Here is a 17,171-nt window from a genome sequence, read left to right as displayed (position 1 = left end):
TCGCGCCCGCCAAGAGTCGGGCGCGGAATTTTTAGGCCTCAGCCGGCGAATTTGCCGCTGCGCGGGAAGCCCTTGGGCACGGTGCGACCGGCAGTGGCGCGGTCGGCCAACCATTCGGCAAGTTCGTCCTTGTTCTTCGTGAACGTGCGGCCGGCGCTGTCTTCCCAGACGAGGCCGTCTGATATCGCGAAGCAGCGGACATCGGAAATGCCGCCATCCTTGTAGCGCTGCAGACGCACGCCCTTGCCGCGCGACATTTCCGGCACTTGCGCTAAGGGGAAGACCAGCAGCTTGCGATTTTCGCCGACAACGGCGACATGGTCGCCGCTGACGGGCACGAGCAACTGCGTTTCCTCGGGCAGCGCGACGTTCATGATCTGCTTGCCCTTGCGGGTATTGGCGACCAGCTCGGCCTCCGGAACGACGAAGCCGTTGCCGGCGGTCGAGACAATCAGCTGCTTGCGCGAGGGATCATGGACGAAAGCGGTCAGCACCGCCTGGTCGTTATCCATATCGACGATGATGCGCAGCGGCTCGCCGTGACCGCGGCCGCCCGGCAGCTTGTCGCCACCGAGCGTGAAGGCCTTGCCGCCGGTGGTGACGATCAGGATCTTGTCCGTCGTCTGCGCCGGGAAGGCGATCCTCAAGCCGTCGCCTTCCTTGAAGGTCAGCGCCGCCGTATCGGCGATATGGCCCTTCAACGCGCGGATCCAGCCCTTTTCGGAAATGACGACGGTGATCGGTTCCTTCTCGATCATCGCCTGCTGAATTGCTTCCTCATCGGTCTCGGGCGCGTCGGCAAACTGGGTGCGGCGGCGGCCGACCTCGGTCGCCTTGGCGAATTTCTTCTTCACTTCGCCGATTTCCCAGGCGACCGTCTGCCACTGCTTGTCGTCGGAGGAAAGCAACGCCTCGATCTCGCCCTTCTCCTTGGTGAGTTCGCCGAATTCCTTGCGGATCTCGAACTCTTCCAGCTTGCGCAAGGCGCGCAACCGCATATTGAGGATCGCCTCGACCTGATTGTCGGTGAGATCCCAGCGCGCCATCATCACCGGCTTCGGCTCGTCCTCCTCGCGGATGATGCGGATGACCTCATCGATGTTGAGGTAGGCGACCAGCAGGCCGCTGAGGATTTCGAGGCGTCTGTCGATTGCCGCCAGACGGAAGCGCGAGCGGCGCTGCAGAACTTCGCGGCGGTGGTCCAGCCACTCCTTCAACACCTCGTTCAGCGCCATGACCCGCGGGATGCGGCCCATGGAGAGCACGTTCATGTTGAGCGGGAAGCGGCTTTCGAGCTCCGTCAGCTTGAACATCGATTCCATCAGGATCGTCGGATCGACGCTGCGGGTCTTAGGCACCAGCACGACACGAATGTCCTCGGCCGATTCGTCGCGGATATCTTCCAGCAGCGGCAGCTTACGGGCGATCAGCAGCTCGGCGATCTTCTCGATCAGCCGCGATTTCTGCACCTGGAAGGGAATTTCGGTGATGACGATCTGGTAGCCGCCACGGCCAAGATCTTCCGTCTGCCATTTTGCCCGCACGCGGAAACCGCCGCGGCCGGTGCGGTAGCTCTCGATGATGCTGTCGCGGTTGTCGATGATGATGCCGCCGGTGGGGAAATCCGGGCCGGGAATGAATTCGACGAGCTTTTCGACGGTCGCATCGGGATGTTTAATCAGATGCAGGGCGGCGTCGCAAAGCTCGTGAGCATTGTGCGACGGGATCGAGGTCGCCATGCCGACGGCGATGCCGGAGGAGCCGTTGGCGAGCAGGTTCGGAAAGGCGCCGGGAAGGACGACCGGCTCGGAATTCGATTCGTCGTAAGTGTCGCGGAAATCGACGGCATCCTGATCGATGCCTTCGAGCAGCAGTTCGGAAACCGCCGTCATCTTCGATTCGGTGTAACGCATGGCGGCGGGGCTATCGCCGTCGATATTGCCGAAATTGCCCTGGCCGTTGACCAGCGTGTAGCGTTGCGAGAAGTCCTGGGCGAGACGGGCAAGCGCATCGTAAATCGACTGGTCGCCGTGCGGATGGTAGTTACCCATCACCTCGCCGACGATCTTGGCGCATTTCCTGAAGGCCGAGTTCGGCCTCAGCCCCATCTCGTTCATCGCGTAGACGATACGGCGATGGACAGGCTTCAGCCCGTCGCGCACGTCAGGCAAGGCGCGATGCATGATGGTCGACAACGCATAGGCAAGGTAACGCTGCTCAAGCGCCGCCTTGAGGTCGACCGGCTGGATGTGATCGTCGTCTCCGCCTGAAGGCGGCAAAATCTGTTGTCCCATAGGTCCTGCCTAGCTCAGAAGCGGCCTGCGGGCAAGGAATCCAGGCCATTACGGCTGTGGATGAAGTCTTGGGACTGGCATCAAAGGACGCGACAAACGTTCCGCCGCAATTTGGACTTCGTTTGCCGTTCCTCTCAACAAAAATTTAGAGGTCGGCAAATATAAAGCAGGCCGAATCCGTAGTAGCGTCACTGCAGATTTCCAACCGCCACCACGCCACCAGAGGAATCACCCCATGAACTTTTACCGGACAACGCGGCTGATGCTGTCGAGCGCAGCCTTTTTCTCGCTCGCCGGCTCAGCTTTCGCTCTCGACGGCGCCGATCTGCTGAAGAAGCTCAATGCCGCCTATGCCGCACAAGGCGGAACGATTTCGGCTGACAGCGTCGATATCGACGGCACGACCGCGACGCTGAAGAATGTCAGCGTCAAATCGGCCGGTGGCGAAAGCCTGGCCGTTGGCGAAGTCACTCTTTCCGGCGTCGAAGAAGACGAGGATGGCGGCTATTACATCGAAGAGGCCGCCTTCCCCGATATCAACACCACGAAAGACGGCGTCACGGTCACGGCGCAGGAGCTGACGCTCGGCGGCATCTCGATCCCGGCAACGCCGGGAGGCGACACGCTCGATACCATGATGCTCTACGAAACTGCCCATACCGGCCCGCTGAAGGTGGTCAAGGATGGGGCGGAATTGTTCTCGGTGCTCGAAAGCGACGTCAACCTGACGCTGCGCGAAGACGAATCCGGCTTCGATTTCGACGGCGCCTTCAAAAGCATGAAGGCCGATCTCACCAAGGCAGAGGATCCGCAGAGCAAGGACGCGATCGAAAAGCTGGCCCTGCAGCACATCCAGGGCGACATCACCATGAAGGGCGCCTGGGAACTTGCCCCCGGCACGATCGACATTTCGGAATTCGCCTTCGACTTCACCAATATCGGCAAGCTGAACCTTGGCTTCAAGATCTCGGGCTACACGATGGCCTTCGTGAAGTCGCTGCAGGATGCGATGAAGCAATCCGAAGCCAACCCGAACAAGGAAGAATCGCAGCAGGCGCTCGGTCTTGCCATGCTCGGCCTGATGCAGCAGCTGTCCTTCGAGGCCGCGCAGGTGCGCTTCGAAGATGCCTCGATCACCAAGCGCGCGCTCGATTATGCCGGTTCACAGCAGAAAATATCCGGCAAGCAGATGGCGGATTCGCTGAAGGCGATGACGCCGATCATGCTGGCGCAGCTCAATATCCCGGAACTGCAAAACGCCATTTCGGCTGCGGTCAACACCTTCCTCGACGATCCGAAGAGCCTGACCGTCAAGGCCGCTCCTGAAAAGCCGGTGCCGTTCCCGACGATCGTGGGCGCCGCCATGGGTGCTCCGAACACGCTGCCGCAGGTGCTTGGCGTCAAGGTTACCGCCAACGATTGATTGCTTCGCTCTTGCGACGAACAGGCCCGGCAGTTCGGTACTGCCGGGCCTTTTTGTTTTCAGGCGCGATGACGGGCGACCTCGGCGATGGCGAGGACTGCGATATCAAGCAACTCCTCTAGCGATGCGCCATCCCTCGCCTGCACCGACATGCCCTGAATGATGGCGCCGAGGAACCGTGCCAGCGCGCGGGGAGTCGTCTGTGGCTTCATGTCGCCCTCGTGGATGCCGCGCTCGATCCTTGCCGTGAAAGCGTCCAGCGAGCGACGGCGCAGCGCTGCGACATGGTCGGCGATCACCTCGTTCTCGCTGGCGCAGTTCAGCACGGCCGTCGAGATCATGCAGCCTTTCGGATGCTCCGGCGCCGAGAAAATCTCAGCCGAGCCCCGCAATATGCCCTCGAAGGCGGAGACGGTGTCGATCGGCTCGCCGAGCGCGGAAAAAGTGTCGGCGCCCAGCCCTCGGTATTGCTCCAGCGCGGCGCGGTAGAGATCGGCCTTCGAGTTGAAGGCGGCATAGAGGCTTTGCGGCGTGATACCCATGGCGGCAGTGAGATCGGCGATCGAGGCACCCTCATATCCATGCTCCCAGAAAGTCTCGCGCGCCGCCGAGAGAACGGTCTCGCGGTCGAAGGCCGGCGGACGGCCGCGGCGGCGGGTGATCGAATTTTCCACGTCTTGGCTATTTTTCACAATGATCACTCTAGAAATTCGAAGTGGTTTTCTATATTCAGGAACGGTCATTGTGATTATAGAAGGTTTAATCTGATGAGTCTTCCCCTGGATATGGCAGACGCCGACACGAATCCGTCTCTTGCGGCAGCGGTCGATGCGGCCATCACAAGTGCTTTCGACGACAAACGGCTTGTGGGAACGGTGGTGCTTATCGCCCGCGACGGAGAGATCGTCCATCACCGTGCCGCCGGCCTTGCCGACCGCGAAAGCGGTCTGGCGATGCGCGAAGACACCATCTTCAGGCTTGCCTCCATCACCAAGCCGATCGTCACCATCGCCGCAATGCGGCTCGTCGAGCAGGGAAGAATCGGGCTCGACGACCCGGTGACGAGATGGCTGCCGGACTTCCGGCCGAGGCTGCCTGACGGCAGTGAAGCAACCATTCGCATCCGCCACCTGCTGACCCATACGTCGGGCCTCAGCTACAGCTTCTTCGAAGAGGACGATTCTTATACCCGCGCCGGCGTTTCCGACGGCCTCGACAAACCCGGGCTGCCGCTGGCCGAGAACCTGCGGCGGATCGCAAGCGCACCGCTGCGCTTCGCGCCGGGCAGCGACTGGCAATATTCCGTCGCCATGGATGTTCTGGGCGGCGTCATCGAGGCGGAAACAGGCGTGCCGCTGGGCGCGGCCGTCGCCGAACTGGTGACGAAACCGCTTGGCCTTGCCGATACCGCGTTTTCGGTTCGCGACCGCAGCCGGCTTGCAGCGGCCTATATGAACGCTTCACCCGAACCGGCGCTGATGGGCGAGACTGCGCTGGTGATGTCGCTGATGGGTCCGATCCGCTTTGCGCCGAACCGCATCTTCGACCCCGCCTCCTATCATTCCGGCGGCGCCGGCATGGCGGGAACGGCGGGTAATATCCTGGCCATACTCGAAACCATCCGTAGGGGTGGCGCACCGCTGCTCTCGACTGAAACCGTAGGGATGATGATGACGGACCAGGCCGACGGGCGTCGCCAGCAGCACGAACCCGGCTCCGGCTTTGGCTTCGGCTGGTCGGTCATCACCAATCCGGCCGAGGCAGGCGTCCCCTTCCCCACCGGCACGTTGAAATGGGGCGGCGTCTACGGCCATAGCTGGTTCATCGATCCGGTCAACGGGTTGACCGTCGTTGCGCTGACCAACACGACGCTTGAAGGCATGTGGGGAAAATTCACGGTCGATCTTCGCGAGGCGATCTACGCGGCATTGTGAGTGACCAAACCAACAGAAAAGCCCGGCGATTTGCCGGGCTTTTGCATTCGGGATCAGGCGATCTCAATCTTTCTTGACGGGCGGGATCGGCCGGATCGACAGCTCGCGCAGCTGCGTCGGCGCTGCCGGGCTCGGCGCGCCCATCAGCAGGTCCTGGGCCTGCTGGTTCATCGGGAAGAGCGAGATTTCGCGCAGGTTCTTCGCGCCGACGAGCAGCATGACGATACGGTCGATACCGAAGGCGGCGCCACCATGCGGGGGGGCGCCATACTGGAAGGCGCGGTAGAGGCCGCCGAAACGATCCTCGACATCCTGCTGGCTGAGGCCGACCTTCTCGAAGGCGGCGACCATGGTTTCCGGTGACTGGTTACGGATCGAGCCCGAGGCGATTTCGAAGCCGTTGCAGACGGCGTCGTACTGGAACGCCTTGATGGTCAGCGGATCCTGGTTCTGAAGCGCGTCGAGGCCGCCCTGCGGCATCGAGAATGGATTGTGGGCGAAATCGACCTTCTTTTCTTCCTCGCTCCATTCGAAGAACGGGAAGTCGACGATCCAGCAGAGTTCGAAACGGTCGCGATCGACAAGGTTCAGCTCTTCGCCGGCCTTGGTGCGGGCTTCACCGGCAAACTTGTAGAACTTCGCCGGATCGCCTGCAACGAAGAAGCAGGCGTCACCGTCATCGAGGCCGAGCTGGGTCCGGATCGCGTCGGTGCGCTCCTCGCCGATGTTCTTTGCCAGCGGGCCGGCGCCCTCGAGCTTGTCACCTTCCTTGCGCCAGAAGATGTAACCGAGGCCAGGCTGACCCGTCGACTGCGCCCAGGCATTCATGCGATCGCAGAACGCTCTGGAACCACCGGTCTTGGCCGGAATCGCCCAGATCTCGACCTTCGGGTTGGAGGCGATCATGCCTGCGAAAACCTTGAAGCCGGAGCCGGCGAAATGTTCGGTGACCGCTTCCATGACGATCGGGTTGCGCAGATCGGGCTTGTCGGAGCCATATTTGCGGATCGCCTCGTCATAGGGGATGCGCGGCCATTCCTTGGTGACCGGCTTGCCTTCGGCGAATTCCTCGAAGATCGAGGTCATCAGCGGACCCATCGTGTCCCAGACGTCTTCCTGGGTGACGAAGCTCATTTCCAGGTCGAGCTGGTAGAATTCGCCCGGCAGGCGATCAGCACGCGGGTCTTCGTCGCGGAAGCAGGGCGCGATCTGGAAGTAGCGGTCGAAGCCGGCAACCATCAGCAGCTGCTTGTACAGCTGCGGCGCCTGCGGCAAGGCATAGAAAGTGCCGGGATGGATGCGCGACGGCACGAGGAAGTCGCGCGCGCCTTCCGGCGAGGAGGCCGTCAGGATCGGGGTCGTATATTCGGTAAAGCCGACATTGCCCATTTCGCGGCGCATGGCCGAGATGACCTGGGTGCGCTTGACGATGTTCTTGTGCAGCGTTTCGCGGCGAAGATCGAGGAAACGATACTTCAGGCGGACGTCTTCGGGATAGTCCGGCTCGCCGAAGACCGGCAGCGGCAATTCCTTGGCGGCGGAGAGGACTTCGATCTCCTGTGCGTAAAGCTCGATCTCGCCGGTCGCCATGGTCTTGTTGACGGTGTCTTCGGTGCGGGCCTTGACGAGGCCATCAATGCGGATGACCCATTCGCCACGCACGGTTTCCGCCATCTTGAAGGCCGGGCTATCGGGATCGGCAACGACCTGGGTGATGCCGTAATGGTCGCGAAGATCGATGAAGAGAACGCCGCCATGGTCGCGAACGCGGTGAACCCAGCCGGAGATACGGACGGTCGAGCCGACATCCGACTTGCGGAGGGCGGCGCATGTGTGGCTGCGATAGCGATGCATGATCTCAAATCCTGGCATGTGGCTTAAGACGGCAGCAAGGGTTCCAAGACCCTCAAGCGCCGACAAGAAAATCGGGCGGAAAAGCGCATGGACGCTCCGATTTGTCAAGGCTTGGCGCGCGCGGCCGAGCGTTTGACACGCGTTTATGGCGAGGCTGCGACCGGTATGCTGCGGCAGTTTGGCCGCGCTTCCCGTATTGCTGAAGCCGCCGGTCAACTTTAAAAGGATCGGCATTCTCACCGTGGAGCATCCGCATGCCTCTCCTTAGCCGACGCAACCTTTTGAAGGCATCCGCCGTTGCGGGCGCTTATGGCGTCGGCATCGGCATTGCCGGCAAATTCGGGTTTGCCGAGGCGGCTCCCGAGCCGCAGCAGCTGACGGCGGTGAAGACCGAAGCCATGCTGACTGCGGCAGGACCGACCAGGGATATCATGAGCTGGGGCCATGACGGCATGCCGCCGATTCTCAGGATGAGGAAGGGGCAGCCTTATGCGGCGCGTCTGAAAAACGGGCTCGACGAACCGACGACGATCCACTGGCACGGGCTTCGCATCGACAACCGCATGGACGGCGTGCCGTTCATGACGCAGCCTTACGTCTATACCGGCGACAGCTTCGACTATGCCTTCACGCCGCCCGATGCCGGCACCTTCTGGTACCATCCGCATTGCAACACGCTGACGCAGATGGGGCATGGGATGACAGGCGTCATCGTCGTCGAAGATCCGGCCGATCCGCAATTCGATACCGAGGTGGTGCTGAACCTGCGCGACTGGCGGCTCGGCGGCAAGGGACAATTCATCGCCCCCTTCCGGCCGCGCGACGCTGCCAAGACCGGCACCTACGGCACGGTGCGCACCGCCAACTGGCACCAGGAGCCGCGATATGACGCGCCGGCCGGCGGGCTGGTGCGGCTGCGCATTGCCGTCACCGACGTGACGCGGATCTTCTCGCTGAAGATGGAAGGCGCCGACGCCACCGTGATTGCGATCGACGGCAATCCGGTGCCGAAGCGTTTTTCCCTCGACCTCCTGCAGATCGGACCGGGTCAAAGGCTCGATCTTGCCGTGCGCATGCCTGATGGTGAAGGCGCAGTCGCGACGCTGGAGGATATCCGCGGCACGGCGCCGAAGACGATCGCCAGCCTGCGCGCGATCGGATCGTCGTTGAAGCGCGCCATCGGCGATCTTGGGCCGCTTGTCGACAACCCCGTCCCGAAGGCCGATCTAACCGCTGCCGAGCAGATCCCACTGGTGCTGAGCGCCACTGCCGAGAATGCTAGCGCCGAAAGCATCTGCGGCACGCTCGGCTACAGTTTCTGGGCCATCAACAAGATGCCGTGGCCGGGCGACACGCCTGATCCGACGGCGCCGCTTGCGGAATTGAAGCTCGGCAAGAGCTATGTCTTCAATCTGGAGAATACCACGCCGCATGCCCATCCGATCCATCTGCATGGGATGAGCTTCACGGTGATCTCCTCCTCGACGCGGAAGGTGATGCCGCTCACCTCCGATACCTATCTCATTCAGCCGGACGAGAAAGTGCAGCTTGCCTTCGTCGCCGACAATCCCGGCGACTGGCTGCTGCATTGCCATATCATCGAGCACCAGAAGACGGGAATGACGAGCTATCTCAGGGTAAGCTGAGAAAGCCTGCACTTTCACCGCGATTGCCGCCGTGCCTCAGTTTGGACGTGATTCTTAGCCAGCAATGCTCGAAGCGTATGCTGTTGTATTGACATATCGAACCGAAAGGAGAAGGAAGGTTTAACCGACCTTTTCCTTGCGAATGAAATGATATGATCGAAACCACCGCCGATTTGGCGGCCGCCTGCAAAGAGCTGGCCAAGTCCGACTTCATCACCATCGACACCGAATTCCTGCGCGAAACGACTTTCTGGCCGGAGCTCTGCCTGATCCAAATGGCAAGCCCGACGACGGAAGTCCTCGTCGACCCGCTGGCCAAGGGCATCGATCTCGCCCCCTTCTTCGAGCTGATGGCCGATACGAAGGTGCTGAAGGTCTTTCATGCAGCCCGCCAGGACATCGAAATCATCTTCAATCGCGGCAATCTCATTCCGCATCCGATCTTCGACACGCAGGTCGCCGCAATGGTCTGCGGCTTCGGCGACAGCGTCTCCTATGACCAGTTGGTCAGCCGCATCAAGAACGTCCATATCGACAAGTCGTCGCGCTTCACTGACTGGAGCCGCCGGCCGCTCTCGGACAAACAGCTGGATTATGCGCTGGCCGACGTCACCCACCTGCGCGACGTCTACCTGTCGCTGAAGGCGGAACTCGAACGCGAAGGCCGCACCTCTTGGCTCTCCGAGGAAATGGACGTTCTCGAGTCGCGCGAAACCTACGACATGCATCCAGACGATGCCTGGCAGCGCCTGAAGATGCGTCTGCGCAAGCCGCAGGAGCTGGCGATCCTGAAATATGTCGCCGCATGGCGCGAACGCGAGGCGCGGGCCCGCAACGTGCCGCGTTCGCGGGTGCTGAAGGATGATGCGATCTACGAGATCGCCCAGCAACAGCCCAAGGATACCGAGGCGCTCGGCCGTCTGCGCACCATTCCGAAGGGTTGGGAGCGCTCGACTTCCGGCGCCGCGGTTATCGAGGCCGTCAACACCGCTCTTGCTCTTCCGAAGGCCGATATGCCGCATGTGCCACGCCAGGCGCAGGCGCCCGAAGGGGCCGCTGCTGCCGTTGAATTGTTGAAGGTTCTGCTGAAGCTGATTTCGGAAAAACACGGCGTGGCGCCGAAGGTGATCGCCAATAGCGAAGATCTCGACAGGATCGCCGCCGAGGGCGAGAAGGCCGAAGTCGCTGCCCTGCACGGCTGGCGGCGCGATCTTTTCGGCGAGCCGGCACTGCAATTGATCCAAGGCGCGATCGCTCTGCGCTTCGTCGACCGGAAGGTCGAAACCGTCAGCCTCTGAGGCGACTGCATCACGCCTTAAATCGGCATCGATTTAAGGCGTGATGCAGTCATTCAAAGTGCTACAGCGGCGCTGTAATTTCGAATTCGCTTGACGGTTTTTTCCGGCCTGAAACAATGGCGGGAAGAAACATCACGGCGCAGAGGCGGCATGCGGGAAATATCTCCGACACAGAATTGGATCCTGATCACGATCGTCCTTGCGGCCAGCGGCGTCATCTATGATCTGATGTTCTATTCCAATCAGACGCCGATCGTCGGGGCGATCTTCGCGCTCTTCATCGGCATGCCGATCCTCGCTTTCGAGCGCAAGGTGCTGTTTCGAGCACTCTACAGGCGCATCCAGAAGCTGCCGACTTTCGCCTTCATCGTCACCGAGCTGCTGATCTACGAAATCCTGATGAGCATCGGCTTTGCCTGCGCCGGCCTGCTGCTTTGGTGGCTCGGCATGGTGAAGCCGGTGTCGCTCCTCGACCTCGTCATCATGCCGTTCGAGGTCTTCCTCTATGCGCTTGCGGTCTGCACGATGTTGATCTTCGTCTTGCGCGTGCGGGAACTGCTTGGTCGTGAAGTTTTCCTCAGCATGCTCATCAGCCGCTACCGCAATCCGGTCAGGGAGGAGCGCGTCTTCCTGTTCATCGACCTCGTCGATTCGACGGCTTTTGCCGAAAAGCACGGCGACCTCAGGGCGCAACAACTGCTGAGCTCGCTGTTTGCGACCTTCGCCGAGCCCGTCAGGCGTCACAAGGGCATGATCAACGACTATGTCGGCGATGCTGCGATCATCACCTGGCCACTTGCCCGCGGCGTCAAGGATGCGCGTTGCGTGCGCTGCATCTTCGATATCCTCGCCGATATCGACGCCAATGCCGCTGGCTGGCGAAAGAATTACGGGCAGGTGCCGAAGCTCCGCGCCGCCCTCCATGGCGGCGAGATCATCACTGCCGAAATCGGCGTCGACCATCACAAGATCAGCTATTTCGGCGATACGGTGAACACCACCGCCCGGCTGGAGACGCTCTGCCGCAGTCTGAACCGATCGGTGCTGATCTCCAGCGAGCTTGCCCGGCGCATGGATTTTCCCTACGACATCACTTGCGAGGATCTCGGCACCCATGCCGTCAAGGGGCGCGGCCAGGCACTCGGCGTCATGGCGCTTTCCTCGCGCGCGGTCACCGTGCTGAACACGCCGGCGGTCATTCTGCACGGCTGAGCACGGTCTTGACCTCACGTCACCAAAGCTTCACCCAACCGTCAATTCGCTGACACGGAAGCCCTGCTAAGCGGAAGGCCTTTGCAATCCGCTCCACGGGGATATTATGAAGAACGTCCTTATTGCTTCCGTATCGCTTTTGATCCTGGTCGCGGGCTCCGCTTCGGCCGACCAGCAGCAGTTCCCGGCCAAGCTCGCCGGCCAGGCGATCCTGCCCGCCAATACCATGGTTCCGGCGCCGGCCGATGCCCCCGAATTCCTCAAGCATTCCGGCAAGTTTACGACGCCGGACCGCAAGCGCACTGAAGCGCTCGGCACCGTCCCCGGTAAGGACGGCGCCCGCGTCACCGATCTGAAGCTTCCCTTCGACGGCCAGCCGATCCAGGGTTTCTCCGGCGTCAAGACGATGGCCGACGGCACTTTCTGGACGCTCTCCGACAACGGTTTCGGCTCGAAGTCCAATTCGTCGGACTCCATGCTCTTCCTGCACCAGATGAAGTTCGACTGGGCCGGCAACAAGGCTGAAGTCGTCAAGAACCTCTTTCTCTCCGATCCGAACAAGATCGCTCCGTTCCCGATCGTTCTCGAAGGCACCGGCACGCGTTATCTCACCGGCGCCGACTTCGACATCGAATCGATCCAGCCGGTTGCCGACGGCTTTTGGCTCGGCGACGAATTCGGTCCCTACATCCTGAAGTTCGACATGTCAGGCCGCCTCACCGACGTCATCCCGACGACGCTCGACGGCAAGCCGGTGCTTTCGCCCGACAATCCGCTTCTCTCGGTTCCGGCCAACCCGGCCGCCAAGATGCCGGTCTTTAATCTGAAGCGCTCCGGCGGCTTCGAGGGCCTTGCCATGTCCAAGGACGGCGCCAAGCTCTACGGCCTGCTCGAAGGCGCCATCTACAAGGATGACGGCACGGTGGAAACCATCGACGGCCACACCGCCATTCGCGTCATCGAATTCGACGTCGCGTCGAAGAAGTGGACCGGCCGCAGCTGGTTCTATCCGTTCGAAGACAAGGGTGTGTCGATCGGCGACTTCAACATGCTCGACGACACGACCGCTCTCGTCATCGAGCGCGATAACGGCGCCGGCACGGCAGACAAGGCCTGCGCCGATCCGAAGCAGCCGAAGCCGGATTGCTTCGAAGCTCCGGCCGTGCTGAAGCGCGTCTACAAGATCGAGTTCAACGATGCCAATGTCGGCAAGTCCGTCCGCAAGATCGGCTATATCGACCTCCTCAACATCCACGACCCCGACAACAAGAAGAGGGCCGGCAGCAAGGACGGCGCCTACGACATGCCGTTCGTGACGATCGAAAACGTCGACCGCGTCGACGCCACACACATCATCATCGGCAACGACAACAACCTGCCCTTTTCGGCCGGCCGCGCCGCCGACAAGGCCGACAATAACGAGTTCAGCCTGATCGAGGTTGGCGAGTTCCTGAACGCGAAGTAATTCGAGCGTGATGTGAGATAGAGAGGGCGGTGCGCAGGCGCCGCCTTTTTCGTTGACGCTGTGCCGTGTGTGCCCCCCTCTGCCCTGCCGGGCATCTCCCCCACAGGTGGGGAGATTGGCTGGGCGCAAGGGCTTCCCCAAACAATCAGCGATTCAACTCGGCTTGACGTTCAAGATGCGGGAAGGTCATGCCACTTGTGATCTCCCCACCTGGGGGGAGATGGCCGGCAGGCCAGAGGGGGCCTGCTCGGCACAACGGCCGCAAATCAGACCTATTCGAACCGAAACGCCAAGCGCTTGTTCGTCAGTCTCGACAGCTGCTGCAGGCGGCCGTCCAGGCGTTCGCCGGCGAAGTCGCGATACTCCGGAGGCACGACGAATTCGAGGTCGAGGTCCGGGTTCGAGGATTTGCGGAAGGTCAGGTTCTTGACGATGCCGGGCATCGAGGCCGAGAAGAGGTAGACGACGCGCAGCATGCCACCGAGCAGCTTGGCGCGCTCGATGAGCTGCGGCGTGGCGATCTGCGCCAGCGGGCCGGTGGCGCCGTCGTCATGCAGGCCTTCGAAACGGTAATAGTTGGAAAGCGCAATGAAAGCGCGGCCGGGATGACTGATGCCGACGAAGGAAGAGTGGGCGATGACGTTCAGCGCCTGCAGGCCGCGATAGTCAGGATGGGCGCGCCAGCTGATATCGGCCAGCAGACAGGCGGCCTGACGGTAGCGGCTTTCCTCGTCGGTTTCCTGGATGCCGAAAAGGGGCATCATGCGGCCGGTCCATTCCGCGAGCTCGCGGGCATGCTCCGGCGAACGCGCACGCAGGATCGCCAGTTCGCCGGCCGCGGCAAGCAGCGGATCCAGGCGGCGTTCGGACTCCGACAACAGCGAATAAAGATATCCCTCGCGCACACCCTGCGCCGAGAAGGAAATCACCGACGGCTTCATCGCGCTCAGGACTTCTTTCATGGCGATAGCGCCGAAGGGCAGCAGCGAACGACGGTGTTTGGAAACAACCTGCAGCGCCGGCTCCCGGGAATCGCGCGCGGTCAGCTGTTCGAGGAACAGCATCATCGCTTCGAAAGACACCTCATAACCCTGCATCATATGCAGCGGATAATGGGTGATTTCCATGTGCAGCTTGGCAATGTTTCGCCAGGTGCCACCGACGGCGTAGAAGGTGCGGCCCTCGCCTTTCGACAACAGCTTTGCCGTCTTCAGTTGCTTGCGGGCAAAGGTCTGGGCCTTGGAGAGCGAACCGCCGGCATATTCCGACAGGCGCAGGCCGCCTAGCGGCAGCGTGATGCCCTTGCCGAACTCCTTGCCCTTGATATCGATCAGTTCCAGCGAGCCGCCGCCGAGATCGCCGGCGATGCCGTCAGGATTGTAGAAACCGCTGATGATGCCGAGCGAAGCGAATTTCGCCTCCTCCTCACCCGAGAGCACGCGGACCTTGCGGTTCAGGATGGTTTCTGCCTGATGGATGAAATCGGGACCGTTGCTTGCCTCGCGCGCGGCCGCCGTTGCCAGCACATACATGGTGGCGGCGCGCGCCTGGTCGGATAGAGCCTTGAAACGGTGCAGCGCCGCCAGAGCCCGCGCGACGCTGTCTTCATCCATCTTGCCGGTAAGGGCGACACCCTTGCCGAGGCCGCAGAGGACCTTTTCATTGAAGAGGACGGTGGGCGAACGGGACATGCCTTCGTAGACGACAAGACGGATCGAATTCGATCCAATATCGACAACGGAGACCGGGGCGATCCCCGGAAGGCGCCCCTGGGCTTCAGATTCAACCATTTAGGTCCAGTATTACTTGTTGTTGCGGCCTTCGAGCAGGCCGGCGATCAGCTTCGGCGCACTGGACTTCAGAGCTTCACCACGGCCTGACAGGCTCGGATTGGTCATGAAATACTGCTGCGCATTGAACGGTTCTTCGCCCCTGCGCACTTCCATGCGACGCGACGTACCGTCGGGCAATATCTCGTAGCTTTGTTGATTGTCAATCACGTTGCCGAGCATAATCTGTGACAAGACCTGCTCGTGAACGGTCGGATTTGTCAACGGAACCATTGTTTCGACACGGCGATCGAGGTTTCTCGGCATCATGTCGGCCGAGCCGATATAAACCAGCGCCTTGTCGGACGGCAGACCGTGGCCGTTGCCGAAGCAGAAGATGCGGCTGTGTTCGAGGAAGCGGCCGACGATCGACTTGACGCGGATCTTTTCCGAAAGGCCGGGCACCTGGGGACGCAGGCAGCAGATGCCGCGCACGACAAGATCGATCTCGACGCCGGCATGGCTGGCGCGATAGAGCGCGTCGATGATGTCGGGATCGACAAGCGAATTCATCTTCATCCAGATCGCCGCCGGCGCACCGTTCCTGGCGTGCTGGACCTCTTCCTCAATGTGACGCAGGATGCGCGAGCGCATCGTATAGGGCGAGATCGCGAGCTGCATGCCCTGTTCCGGCTCGCCGTAGCCGGTGATGAAGTTGAAGATGTTCGCCATGTCGTGGGCGATGACGGGATTGCAGGTGAAGTAGGAGAGATCAGTATAGATCTTCGCGGTGATCGGGTGATAGTTGCCGGTGCCGAGATGGCAATAGGTGCGCAGTTTGCCATCCTCGCGACGGACGACCAGCGACATCTTGGCGTGGGTCTTGAGCTCGATGAAGCCGAAGACGACCTGGACGCCGGCGCGTTCGAGGTCGCGCGCCCAACGGATGTTTGCCTCTTCGTCAAAGCGGGCCTTGAGCTCGACCAGCGCCGTCACCGACTTGCCGGCCTCGGCGGCGTCGATCAGCGCGCGGACAATCGGGCTGTCGTTGGAGGTGCGGTAAAGCGTCTGCTTTATCGCCAGGACGTCAGGATCGCGCGCAGCCTGGAGAAGAAACTGGACCACCACGTCGAAAGATTCGTAGGGGTGATGGACGACCATGTCCTTTTCGCGGATGGCGGCGAAGCAATCGCCGGCGTGCTCGCGGACGCGCTCGGGAAATCGCGCATTGTAGGGGGCAAAACGCAGATCGTCGCGCGGCGCCTTGGTGATCTCCGACAGCGTGTTCAGCGCCAGAAGACCCGGCAGAACGGCGACGCGGTTGTCTGGGATGCTCAGCGCCTGGACAACGAACTGGCGCAGCGACGCCGGCATTTCCGAATCGGTCTCGATGCGGATGACCTTGCCGCGGCGGCGGCGTTTCAGCGCCGTTTCGAAGAAGCGGACGAGATCCTCGGCCTCTTCCTCGACTTCGATATCACTGTCGCGGATGACGCGGAACGTACCGGAGCCCTGCACCTCGTAACCCGGATAGAGCCGATGGATGAAAATGTTGGCGACGTCTTCCAGCGTGATGTAGCGGATTGTGTTTCCATCATCCGGCAGGCGGACGAAGCGGTCGAGCGCCACCGGCAGGCGCAGCAGCGCCGTCATCGGCTCGCGGCCGTTCTTGCTGACGAGCTGCAGACCGATCGAGAAGCCGAGATTCGGAATGAAGGGGAACGGATGGGCGGGATCGATCGATAGCGGCGTCAAAACAGGGAAGATCGCCTGCTCGAATTCGGCGGCCAGCCACTGGCGGTCGCCATCGCTCAAGGCGCCGGGGCGCACAATCAAAATGTCTTCCTTGGCGAGATATTGTTGCAGCACGGCGAGCGAGGCCTGCTGCTCCATCTGCAGATGGTCGATCTCCTGCAGGATCGAGTCGAGCTGCTCGGCGGGCGTCTTGCCGTCCGGGCTGCGGATGGCGATATTCTGGCGTACCTGGCCCTCGAGGCCGGCGACACGCACCATGAAGAATTCATCGAGGTTGGCGGCCGAGATCGACAGGAAGCGGACACGCTCGAGCAGCGGATGCTCGGTATTCAGCGTTTCTTCCAGGACACGGCGGTTGAACTGCAGCCAGGAGAATTCTCGGTTGATGAAGCGCTCGGGGCTCTTGAGCAGCTCTTCCAGCGGGGGGGTGTTGTCGTTGATTTCCGGAGTGAGTTCCTGATGTTCTGCGACTGCACTATCCATAGTCCGCTTACCCCGTTTTCAATCGCCAAAGGCAATTA

General features: G+C 61.4%; 11 protein-coding genes. 6 read left to right on the top strand and 5 right to left on the bottom strand.

The features are described 5' to 3' along the window. Positions 1-38: 38 nt before the first annotated feature. A complete protein-coding gene (gene parC, locus HFO71_RS13000) occupies positions 39-2,294 on the bottom strand; it encodes a DNA topoisomerase IV subunit A (RefSeq protein ID WP_221988156.1) in 2,256 nt (751 codons plus the stop codon). A gap of 235 nt (positions 2,295-2,529) precedes the next feature. Between parC and HFO71_RS12995 the strand changes: the two genes are divergently transcribed. Beyond that, positions 2,530-3,717 carry a hypothetical protein gene (locus HFO71_RS12995; RefSeq protein ID WP_221988154.1) on the top strand — a complete coding sequence of 396 codons (1,188 nt, stop codon included), beginning with the start codon at positions 2,530-2,532 and terminating at the stop codon, positions 3,715-3,717. A 59-nt stretch (positions 3,718-3,776) separates the two neighbouring features. Here the strand turns inward: HFO71_RS12995 and HFO71_RS12990 are convergent, their stop codons facing one another. Next, positions 3,777-4,418 carry a TetR/AcrR family transcriptional regulator gene (locus tag HFO71_RS12990; RefSeq protein WP_221977286.1) on the bottom strand — a complete coding sequence of 214 codons (642 nt, stop codon included), beginning with the start codon at positions 4,416-4,418 and terminating at the stop codon, positions 3,777-3,779. A gap of 66 nt (positions 4,419-4,484) precedes the next feature. Between HFO71_RS12990 and HFO71_RS12985 the strand changes: the two genes are divergently transcribed. Next, positions 4,485-5,651 carry a serine hydrolase domain-containing protein gene (locus HFO71_RS12985; protein WP_168258218.1) on the top strand — a complete coding sequence of 389 codons (1,167 nt, stop codon included), beginning with the start codon at positions 4,485-4,487 and terminating at the stop codon, positions 5,649-5,651. A 63-nt stretch (positions 5,652-5,714) separates the two neighbouring features. Here the strand turns inward: HFO71_RS12985 and aspS are convergent, their stop codons facing one another. Next, entirely contained in the window at positions 5,715-7,505 is a 1,791-nt protein-coding gene (gene aspS, locus HFO71_RS12980; RefSeq protein ID WP_072640771.1) for an aspartate--tRNA ligase, read from the bottom strand. A 254-nt stretch (positions 7,506-7,759) separates the two neighbouring features. On the opposite strand from aspS, the gene HFO71_RS12975 reads away from it, so the two are divergent. The 4 genes from HFO71_RS12975 to HFO71_RS12960 all read left to right on the top strand — a co-directional run bounded on the left by HFO71_RS12975 (position 7,760) and on the right by HFO71_RS12960 (position 13,126). Then, on the top strand, positions 7,760-9,151 hold the full coding sequence (locus HFO71_RS12975) for a multicopper oxidase family protein (RefSeq protein WP_168258217.1): 1,392 nt from the start codon (positions 7,760-7,762) through the stop codon (positions 9,149-9,151). 152 nt (positions 9,152-9,303) lie between these two features. After that, positions 9,304-10,449: a ribonuclease D gene (gene rnd, locus HFO71_RS12970; RefSeq protein WP_027665291.1), complete on the top strand. Its 1,146-nt coding sequence runs from the start codon at positions 9,304-9,306 to the stop codon at positions 10,447-10,449. 150 nt (positions 10,450-10,599) lie between these two features. Next, positions 10,600-11,661, top strand: coding sequence for an adenylate/guanylate cyclase domain-containing protein (locus HFO71_RS12965; protein WP_221988151.1), 1,062 nt, complete (start codon positions 10,600-10,602; stop codon positions 11,659-11,661). Positions 11,662-11,767: 106 nt separating this feature from the next. After that, complete coding sequence (locus tag HFO71_RS12960) at positions 11,768-13,126, top strand: esterase-like activity of phytase family protein (protein ID WP_131664286.1); 1,359 nt, start codon at positions 11,768-11,770, stop codon at positions 13,124-13,126. A gap of 272 nt (positions 13,127-13,398) precedes the next feature. Here HFO71_RS12960 and ppx read toward each other — a convergent pair whose 3' ends face one another. Both ppx and HFO71_RS12950 read right to left on the bottom strand, forming a co-directional pair. Next, complete coding sequence (ppx, locus tag HFO71_RS12955; protein WP_168258216.1) at positions 13,399-14,916, bottom strand: exopolyphosphatase; 1,518 nt, start codon at positions 14,914-14,916, stop codon at positions 13,399-13,401. A 12-nt stretch (positions 14,917-14,928) separates the two neighbouring features. Beyond that, entirely contained in the window at positions 14,929-17,133 is a 2,205-nt protein-coding gene (locus HFO71_RS12950; RefSeq protein ID WP_131640375.1) for an RNA degradosome polyphosphate kinase, read from the bottom strand. Positions 17,134-17,171: the final 38 nt, after the last annotated feature.

Source organism: Rhizobium laguerreae (assembly GCF_019778565.1).
In the GTDB taxonomy this organism is placed as follows: Bacteria; Pseudomonadota; Alphaproteobacteria; order Rhizobiales; family Rhizobiaceae; genus Rhizobium; species Rhizobium laguerreae.
The sequence above is the reverse complement of the archived record's forward strand: the minus strand, read 5'-3'. Positions and strand labels throughout refer to the sequence as shown.

Bases quoted from the DNA above. Each gene is read 5' to 3' on its own strand.
- parC (WP_221988156.1), bottom strand. From the start codon at position 2,294: ATGGGACAACAGATTTTGCCGCCTTCAGGCGGAGACGACGATCACATC.
- HFO71_RS12995 (WP_221988154.1), top strand. From the start codon at position 2,530: ATGAACTTTTACCGGACAACGCGGCTGATGCTGTCGAGCGCAGCCTTT.
- HFO71_RS12985 (WP_168258218.1), top strand. From the start codon at position 4,485: ATGAGTCTTCCCCTGGATATGGCAGACGCCGACACGAATCCGTCTCTT.
- aspS (WP_072640771.1), bottom strand. From the start codon at position 7,505: ATGCATCGCTATCGCAGCCACACATGCGCCGCCCTCCGCAAGTCGGAT.
- HFO71_RS12975 (WP_168258217.1), top strand. From the start codon at position 7,760: ATGCCTCTCCTTAGCCGACGCAACCTTTTGAAGGCATCCGCCGTTGCG.
- rnd (WP_027665291.1), top strand. From the start codon at position 9,304: ATGATCGAAACCACCGCCGATTTGGCGGCCGCCTGCAAAGAGCTGGCC.
- HFO71_RS12965 (WP_221988151.1), top strand. From the start codon at position 10,600: ATGCGGGAAATATCTCCGACACAGAATTGGATCCTGATCACGATCGTC.
- HFO71_RS12960 (WP_131664286.1), top strand. From the start codon at position 11,768: ATGAAGAACGTCCTTATTGCTTCCGTATCGCTTTTGATCCTGGTCGCG.
- ppx (WP_168258216.1), bottom strand. From the start codon at position 14,916: ATGGTTGAATCTGAAGCCCAGGGGCGCCTTCCGGGGATCGCCCCGGTC.
- HFO71_RS12950 (WP_131640375.1), bottom strand. From the start codon at position 17,133: ATGGATAGTGCAGTCGCAGAACATCAGGAACTCACTCCGGAAATCAAC.